The sequence below is a fragment of the Synechococcus sp. R55.7 genome (genome assembly GCF_047461955.1).
Classification (GTDB): Bacteria; Cyanobacteriota; Cyanobacteriia; order Thermostichales; family Thermostichaceae; genus Thermostichus.
The window spans coordinates 6,492-12,799 of record NZ_JANSIC010000058.1 but is presented as its reverse complement, the minus strand read 5'-3'; the positions used below and the strand labels follow the sequence as shown (position 1 = coordinate 12,799).

Below are 6,308 nucleotides of genomic sequence, written 5' to 3'. Positions count from 1 at the left end.
AGCTGCAACCTCACTGAACAGCAAACGGTCTGAGCTCGCTAGATCAACTCGCTCACCGGGAAGCGATCCAGCATTTTTTGGGCTTGACGGGCATTTTCCCGTAACTCTGCCGGCAGATGGGGTACATAAGGGATCTGAGAAAGCAAATCCAGCGTGCGGCGGATCAGGCGCACCAAGTCTCCGGCATCTAGGTTGGTGCTGGCTTCTAGGGTTTCCCAAGGGATCCCTTGCGCCCAATGTTCGACGATCCCAGCCAAGCTGGGCTCAAACCCGATCGGCACATGAAACACCTGGTGTTGGCGTTGGCTGCGGAACAGTTGCCGCCGTAAACCCCGCAATCCGTGCAGCACATCCTCCACCAGCCCCGAGGTGCGCAGCCGGCTGTAGGTACCTGAACGGGGAGCCTCTGAGACCAAGGCAGCCACAACTCCGGCCAAATGATGAGGAGCACAGCCCTGACACTCACCCGAGAGCAGAGCCAGCGCCAGCCAGAGCTCGTTATCCCCCCGCAGCGCGGCCACCACCTCTCCGCTATCGGTAGGTTGATACTCTTGCAGACAGTTGAAATCCTGCAACACCCCCACCAAGGCCATAAATTGCTGCCAGCGCAACTCCTGCACGGAATCGCTTTGCCGCTCCAGGTGCTCGAGGCGCTTGAGCAAGCGCTGGCGTTTTTCTCGCAAACCCAGCAATTTTTTCCCCACTTGGTGAGCGGGATTCTCTCGGATTTGAGCTTCTAGGGCACGGATTTTTTCCTCTTGGGCATGAATGTGGGGAAAGGCCAACAGCCGCAAGGTGGGATCCGGCTCAGCTTCCCGTTGTTTGAGCAAGTAGCGCAAAATGCGTCGTTCTTCCCGCCGTTGCGCCTGCATCTTCTCATAGCGGGCGATATCTTCGTCGGCAATGCCTCCCAAGAGACGGTCGATCTCCTCCAGCTCGGCGCGCGTGTGCAGGATCTCCTGTTGTTCGGGCAACTTTTGCAACGAGAGCAAATACTGGCCGAAGCTGCGGTTGATCAGATCCCGTGCTGCTTCCAAAGAGTGCTTTTGCAGCAGGTTCAGCACCATGCCATAGGTGGGGGTAAACTGGCTCACCAAGGGATCCGCTCCAGAGGTGGCCAGCCGCGCAGCTTCTTGGGCCCCCTCAAACGGGGATTGCACCGTCACCACATGGCCGATGATGTCCTTGCCCCGCCGTCCGGCTCGGCCCGACATTTGCATGAACTCGGAAGCGGTCAAGAGGCGGTGGCCGTTGTCGGTGCGCTTAGAAAGGGAGGAGATGACAGTTGTGCGGGCGGGCATGTTGATCCCGGCGGCCAAAGTCTCAGTGGCGAAGACCAGCTTCACTAGCCCCTGCTGAAACAGATGCTCCACCAGTCCCTTCCAGGCAGGCAACATGCCGGCATGGTGAGCGGCAATACCCCGGTAAAGGGCATCCAACTGATCTCGGCGGACAGCTTCGGGCGTTTCTCGACAAAAGCGGTCGATCTGCTCGGCCAACTGCTGCCGTTCTTCCTCGCTGGCTACCAAGTCCAGATCCCTTACGCTGGCCACGGCCATATCACAGCCTTTGCGACTGAAGATGAAATAGATGGCCGGCAGCATGTCCCGCTGGCGCAAGTTCTCCACCACCTGCACCATATCCGGCACTCCCCCATAGGGAGACTGACCTGACTTGGGGAGTTTGCTTTTCAGGCGGCGATTGCAAACCCACTGGCCGGACTCGGTTTGCTCCAGCAGGGGGAACAGCCCTTTGCGATTGGCAAAGTGAAATTGCAGCGGCACCGGGCGGTGGTTGGAGTCGATCAGATGGGTGGGGCCATGCACCTGGTTCATCCAATCGGTGAGCTGGTCGCTGTTGGCCAGGGTGGCAGAAAGGGCAATGAGCTGGATCGTGGGGGGGCAGTAGATGATTGCTTCTTCCCAGACGGTGCCCCGCTGCTGGTCGTTCATGTAATGGCATTCGTCCAGGATCACCGCCTGCACCTCTCGCAAGGGATCCCGACTCAGGGCCTCCGCCTCCTCCCAAGGTTCCATCCCATCGCCGGAGGCTCCTCTCTGAACGGCCAGAGAGAGCGGCGTGCCATAGAGCATGTTGCGGAAGATCTCGGTGGTCATCACCAAGATCGGCGCCTCCCGGTTGATGGAGATGTCGCCGGTGAGCAGGCCAACCTGTTCTGGGCCGAATTGCTGGCCAAAATCCCGGAACTTTTGGTTGGAGAGGGCCTTCAGGGGCGTTGTATAGAAAACCCGCTTGCCCTGGGATAGGGCCCGATAGATGGCATACTCTCCGATCAGGGTCTTGCCGGATCCTGTGGGAGCACAGACCACCACCGATTCCCCAGCAGCCAGAACCTGAATGGCTCGGATCTGAAAGTCGTCCAGCTCGAAGGGGAAAAGCTGCCGCAACTCGTCCAGCAAATCGGTTGCCGGGGAGAGAAGCGCACTCATGGGATCCAAATCAACATTGGGAAACCTGGAAACCCGCCCAATTCACTGCTTCCTGTGGGTTGTACCTTCTAGGATACAAGCTTTCTTGGGGCGTCGACTGCTCCCCTGCAAAAAGCGCCAGTTACTCTGCTTCTTTGGATCAAGAACAGCAGCTCAAGCAAGTGCTAAAATGGGGTGCCGTTGCCGGATGCTATCGTGCTGGTCGTCATCGACAACTACGACAGCTTTACCTACAACTTGGTGCAGTACCTGGGGGAGTTGGGAGCTCAGCTTCAGGTTTTTCGCAATGACCAGCTCTCCGTTGACGACCTGCGCCGAATGCAGCCGCAAGCTGTAGTTATCTCTCCTGGGCCAGGGCGGCCGGAAGATGCCGGGATCTCCCTGGAGTTGATTCGGGAGCTGGGGCCAGAGCTGCCGATTTTGGGGGTTTGTCTGGGGCACCAGTGCATTGGCCAGGTCTATGGTGGTCAGATCGTGCGCGCACCTGAGCTGATGCATGGCAAAACCTCGCTCATTTACCATCGAGGGGTGGGGGTGTTTGAGGGGTTGAGCCAGCCTTTCACGGCCACCCGCTACCACAGCTTGGTGATCGAGCCTTCTACGTGTCCTGACGAGCTGGAGGTGACGGCTCAAACAGGCGATGGGATCATCATGGGGGTACGCCACCGCCGCTATCCCCACGTTCAGGGCGTGCAGTTCCACCCGGAGAGCATCTTGACTGCAGAGGGCAAGCGCTTGTTGAGCAACTTCCTGCGCAGCGCCAAAGCCTCAACTGCTGCTCAGCCCAATGTTTCGCAGAAACCTCAGGAAACCGTTGCCGTTGTTACATCAGGGATCCCCACTCCATGAAGCGTCGCCAGCTTCTGCAAGCCAGCGCTGGGCTGCTGGGATCGATGGCCGTGAACCTGGCCAGAGGGCGCAAAGCGGGCGCTCAGACTGCTCCCGTACACAGTTCGGAAACGCCAACAACCCCAGGGTCTATAGAGTTCACTCCCGGCTCCAGCTCGCAGGGGCTGCAACTGACTTGGCTGCACCACAGTTGTGTTTTGTTCGAGGGGGAGGGCCGACGGTTTCTGGTCAACCCGTTTCGGCCGGCGGGCTGTACGGCTGGCTATCCTGCCCCACGAGTTGCTGCCGATCTGGTGTTGCTCAGCAGCCGCTTGTTGGATGAGGGTGCTTTGGATGTGGTGCCCGGCAACCCCAAGGTGCTGTTTCAGCCGGGAGACTATCTGATTGACGGGATCCGGGTGCAAGGAGTACGCATGCCCCGTGGCCCTCGCTTTGGCGTAAACGTGGGTTGGCGCTGGCGCATGGCTGGGATCGACATTGTCCATTTGGGAGGGGCGCTGCAGCCAATTACGCGGGAGCAGTCCATCCTGCTTGCTCGTCCCGACCTGTTGCTGGTGCCAGTGGGGGGTGGGCCGAAAAATTACGATCCTGCCGGGGCCAAGGCGGCCATTGAGGCGCTGCAGCCCAAGCTGGTCATCCCCACCATGTATCGCACGGCCGCCGCCGAGGAATCCCAATGCGAGCTGCTGCCGCTGCAGGAGTTTTTGCGTCTCTTCCCCGCTGCTGCCCCGCAACCTGCCCTCAGCAACCCGTTGCTGCTCTCGGCCCAGGCTCTGCCCAGGCAGGGGCTCGCCATCCTTTTCTTTGAGGAATAGGGCTATGCGAGGTCAGGTCCTAAAAATCGCTGTCGGACTGGGATCCCTGCTAGTGGGGGGTCTGGGATTCTATGGATACTCCCTACCAGAAGATCCACAAGCCTTGGCCCAAGCCAACCCGCTGCGGCTGCAACTGGCTCTCTGGCTGGGGAAAGACGCCAACGCCGTCGATGAGCGGGGCAAGACAGCCCTGTTTTTCGTAGAAAGCGGCCTCAACGCCCGTCTTTTGCTGGCAGCGGGGGCGGATCCCAATCAACTAGACCATGGGGGAGCTAGCCCACTGCACCAAGCGGCTCGCCTGGGCAACCCTGAGGTTACGAAAGCCCTGCTCCAGGGAGGGGCCGAGGTGAACGCTCGTTTTGGCGCCGGTGGCCTTCCCCTGCATTTTGCCGCTTGGTCCGGCAACCCCGAGGTCGTTCGGCTGCTGCTGGAACATGGCTCCGAGATCGACGAGCCGGACGGCTACGGCCTCACGCCCCTGCGCATCGCCCAGGATCTGCGCCGCTGGGAAGCTGCAACCCTGTTGTCCCGCTGGCCCCGCTCCGCCTCAACCGACGGGCATACAGATTGATTCCCCTTCTCTACCACCCCAGCACCCAGGCGAAGATCAAAGGCGCCACGATGGTGGCATCCGACTCGATGACAAATTTGGGGGTGTCGATCCCCAATTTGCCCCAGGTGATCTTCTCATTGGGCACTGCCCCCGAGTAGGAACCGTAGCTGGTGGTGGAGTCGCTGATCTGGCAGAAATAGCCCCACAGGGGTACGCCCTGGCGACCCAGATCTTGATGGAGCATGGGCACCACACAAATGGGGAAATCCCCAGCAATGCCGCCGCCAATTTGAAAGAAGCCAATGGAGCACTCCGCCGAGGTGTGCGTGTACCAATCCGCCAGGTGGATCATGTACTCGATCCCTGTGCGGACGGTATGCACATTGCGGATCTCACCCGTGATGCAGTGGGCGGCATACATGTTGCCGGTGGTGGAGTCTTCCCATCCCGGCACATAGATGGGCAAGTTGGCCTCCATAGCGGCGTAAACCCAAGAATCCCGGGGATTAATTTGGTAGTAGGGCTCCAGCCGGCCGCTGCGCAGGATGCGGTAGATAAACTCGTGCGGGAAGTAGTGTTCCCCGGCCTGGTCGGCAGCCATCCACTCTTCCAAGAGGGCTTTTTCTAGGCGCCGCATCGCCTCCTCTTCGGGAATGCAGGTATCGGTTACCCGGTTCAGGTGCCGCTCCAGCAGCTCCTGCTCCTGCTGCGGGCTAAGATCGCGGTAGTGGGGCACCCGCTCGTAGAACTCATGGGCGATGAGGTTAAAGATGTCCTCTTCTAGGTTGGCGCCGGTGCAGGAGATGGCGTGCACCTTGTTCTGCCGGATCATTTCCGCTAGGGAAAGGCCCAGCTCCGCTGTGCTCATGGCGCCGGCCAGGGTCACCATCATTTTGCCGCCCTTTTCCAGGTGAGCACAGTAGCCCTTGGCCGCATCCACCAGCGCGGCTGCGTTGAAGTGGCGAAAATGATGTTGGATAAATTGGCTGACGGGGCTGTTGGTCACGATTTTTCCGGTCACTCTGACCTGGTGAAGCACGATTTTCTAGTCTATCAACTTTAGGGGCGCTGACAAGCTTTGCTTGGGGATACCTTTATCGGTATTGGCAACCATTCCCCTGCAGGTCGGCTGGAGCAGGTTGCGTTGCGAAGCCGGGATCCCATACCGGTTCTCACCCGGCCTTGGCTGAGACAAAGGGATCGCCTGCCCATGTCAGAATGGTGGCGAATCACCGCCCTATATCCGTTCACGCTATCTGTTCACGTTGGGTTCATGCCTCCTGTCAGCACTGTCGAGCCAGCCGAGCCCATTGCCGAAGTCCAATCTCCTGAGCTGGCTTCTTCTCCTGCCGAGCCATTGCCTGGCGCTGTGGACATGTCAGTGCCAACAACGACCGGGATCTCTATGGGATCCCTGCGGCGCTGGTGGGCGCGATGGAAGCAAAAACTGCGGTTGGAAACTCAGTTGCTCTTTGTGGCAACGCTGGTGGTCTCATTGGTGGTGAGCAGTTTCACCTTCTGGGCCGTCAGCACTGTGCAGCAGGATGCCCGCTTCAACGAGGCCCGCTTTGGCCGAGATCTGGGGCTGCTCTTGGCCGCCAATGTCGCCCCCCTGATTGCGGAAGATCGCATTGGCGAAGT

At 59.7% G+C, this 6,308-nt stretch carries 5 protein-coding genes and 1 pseudogene; 4 read left to right on the top strand and 2 right to left on the bottom strand.

The genetic code is table 11. The features are described 5' to 3' along the window. Window positions 1–38: 38 nt before the first annotated feature. Window positions 39–2,450, bottom strand: a complete 2,412-nt coding sequence (locus tag NW820_RS04735) for a DEAD/DEAH box helicase (protein ID WP_414406825.1) — start codon at window positions 2,448–2,450, stop codon at window positions 39–41. 195 nt (window positions 2,451–2,645) lie between these two features. Between NW820_RS04735 and NW820_RS04730 the strand changes: the two genes are divergently transcribed. Genes NW820_RS04730 through NW820_RS04720 form a run of 3 tightly spaced genes read left to right on the top strand, consistent with a single transcriptional unit; the run spans window position 2,646 to window position 4,685 of the window. Next, window positions 2,646–3,299 carry an anthranilate synthase component II gene (locus NW820_RS04730; protein WP_011433980.1) on the top strand — a complete coding sequence of 218 codons (654 nt, stop codon included), beginning with the start codon at window positions 2,646–2,648 and terminating at the stop codon, window positions 3,297–3,299. Next, complete coding sequence (locus tag NW820_RS04725; protein WP_414406824.1) at window positions 3,296–4,114, top strand: MBL fold metallo-hydrolase; 819 nt, start codon at window positions 3,296–3,298, stop codon at window positions 4,112–4,114. The genes NW820_RS04730 and NW820_RS04725 overlap by 4 nt, the downstream gene beginning before the upstream one ends. A 4-nt stretch (window positions 4,115–4,118) precedes the next feature. Next, window positions 4,119–4,685 carry an ankyrin repeat domain-containing protein gene (locus NW820_RS04720; protein WP_011433982.1) on the top strand — a complete coding sequence of 189 codons (567 nt, stop codon included), beginning with the start codon at window positions 4,119–4,121 and terminating at the stop codon, window positions 4,683–4,685. 10 nt (window positions 4,686–4,695) lie between these two features. Here the strand turns inward: NW820_RS04720 and NW820_RS04715 are convergent, their stop codons facing one another. Then, on the bottom strand, window positions 4,696–5,673 hold the full coding sequence (locus NW820_RS04715) for a deoxyhypusine synthase family protein (protein WP_414406823.1): 978 nt from the start codon (window positions 5,671–5,673) through the stop codon (window positions 4,696–4,698). A gap of 267 nt (window positions 5,674–5,940) precedes the next feature. Between NW820_RS04715 and NW820_RS04710 the strand changes: the two are divergent. Further along, window positions 5,941–6,308, top strand: a pseudogene (locus NW820_RS04710) (PAS domain-containing sensor histidine kinase); the annotation flags it as partial.